This window comes from Catellatospora aurea (assembly GCF_042663325.1).
Classification (GTDB): Bacteria; Actinomycetota; Actinomycetes; order Mycobacteriales; family Micromonosporaceae; genus Catellatospora; species Catellatospora aurea.
The window spans coordinates 1-1,959 of the sequence record NZ_JBHTAC010000099.1; the positions used below are offsets into that span (position 1 = coordinate 1).

The window sequence follows — 1,959 nt, forward strand, 5'->3', positions numbered from 1 at the left end:
GGCGACTACGGGCTGCTGCCCTACCGGCCAGGCCTGCTCACCCTGCAGCGCTGACGCCACCGGCACCACACCGGCCGTGCGGGCACGCCCATGCCCGCACGGCCGGCACAACGACCTATCGCACCTCCCGGGCAACCGCCCTGGCGGCTCCACGGACCTGTCCACCGCTCCCAGGAGACAGACATGAAACGAACGAACGTCCGCACGTTCCGTGCGGCTCTGACGGCGACGCTGCTCGTGGCCGCGACCGCCCTGACCACCATCGCCATGGCGAACTCCGCCAGCGCGGGCACCACCCTCGGCGCCTCCGCCGCCGAGCGGGGCCGCTACTTCGGCGCCGCGATCGCGGCGTTCAAGCTCAGCGACTCGACCTACGTCGGCATCCTGAACCGCGAATTCAACTCGGTCACCCCCGAGAACGAGATGAAGTGGGACGCCACCGAGCCGTCGCAGGGCAGCTTCAGTTACGGCAACGCCGACCGGATCGTCAACCACGCCCAGGCCAACGGGATGCGCATCCGCGGCCATGCCCTGCTCTGGCACGCCCAGCAGCCAGGCTGGGCGCAGAACATGTCGGGCAGCGCCCTGCGTTCGGCGGCGATCAACCACGTCACACAGGTCGCGACCAAGTACCGCGGCAAGATCCACTCATGGGACGTGGTCAACGAGGCGTTCGCCGACGGCAGCGGCGGCGGTCGGCGTGACTCGAACCTGCAGCGCACCGGTAACGACTGGATCGAGGCCGCGTTCCGCGCCGCACGGGCGGCCGACCCGAACGCCAAGCTCTGCTACAACGACTACAACACCGACGGGATCAACGCGAAGTCGACCGGCATCTACAACATGGTGCAGGACTTCAAGTCCCGCGGCGTGCCGATCGACTGCGTCGGCTTCCAGTCCCACCTGAGCAACTCGGTCCCCTCGGACTACCAGGCGAACCTGCAGCGTTTCGCGAACCTGGGCGTCGACGTCCAGATCACCGAACTGGACATCTCCGGGTCGAACCAGGCCGCCGTGTACGCCACGGTGACCAACGCCTGCCTGGCCGTGTCCCGCTGCAACGGCATCACCGTGTGGGGCATCCGCGACAGCGACTCCTGGCGCACCGGCCAGAACCCGCTGCTGTTCGACTCCTCCGGCAACAAGAAGGCCGCCTACACCTCGACGCTCAACGCCCTCAACAACGGCACGCCGTCGAGCCCGGCGCCGTCCACGCCGAGCGGCTCCATCGACACGAGCGCCTGGTATGTCCTGGTCAACCGCAACAGCGGCAAGGCCGTCGACGTGTACAACTTCTCCACCGCCGACGGCGGCCGCATCACCCAGTGGACCCGCACCAACGGCAACAACCAGCAGTGGCAGTTCGTCGACTCCGGCAGCGGCTACTACCGCATCAAGTCCCGCCACTCCGGCAAGGTCCTCGACGTCTACAACTTCTCGACCGCCAACGGCGCGTCGATCGTTCAGTGGGCCGACGGCAACGGCACCAACCAGCAGTGGCGCGCGGTCTGGTCGGGCGGCTACCTCCGGCTGATCAACCGCAACAGCGGCAAGGCCCTCGAAGTCCAGGGCGCGTCCACCGCCGACGGCGGCAACATCGTGCAGTACGACGACTGGGGCGGCAACAACCAGCAGTGGCAGCTCGTCCGCGTCGGGTAGCCCACCATGATCAGCCGCCGGTGCGTGGGTAGCCGCAGCCCCGCACCGGCGGCCTGCTCCACGAATCCCCGCCGCGAACCTCGGCGCGGCGGGGCCCGCCCTGAGACAAGGAGGATGCCGTGAGCGGCATCGGCACCATCACACGAGTCCGGCCGGCCCGGCGAGGCTGGCGCGCCGCGCTGATCACCGTCGTGGTCACCGCGCTGGCCGGCACGGGCCTGGCCGTCGTCACCACCAGCGCGGCACAGGCCGCGACCGTGGACACCAGCGCCTGGTACATCCTGGTCAACCGCAACAGCG

The 1,959-nt window shown here is 69.1% G+C and carries 1 protein-coding gene and 1 pseudogene; both read left to right on the plus strand.

All coding sequences use genetic code 11. The features are described 5' to 3' along the window. The first annotated feature begins 183 nt into the window (after positions 1-183). Positions 184-1,659 (plus strand): glycoside hydrolase family 10 protein, encoded by a 1,476-nt coding sequence (locus tag ACFQO7_RS37655; RefSeq protein ID WP_376810879.1) that lies wholly within the window; start codon positions 184-186, stop codon positions 1,657-1,659. Positions 1,660-1,778: 119 nt separating this feature from the next. After that, a pseudogene (locus ACFQO7_RS37660) lies at positions 1,779-1,959 on the plus strand (RICIN domain-containing protein); the annotation flags it as partial.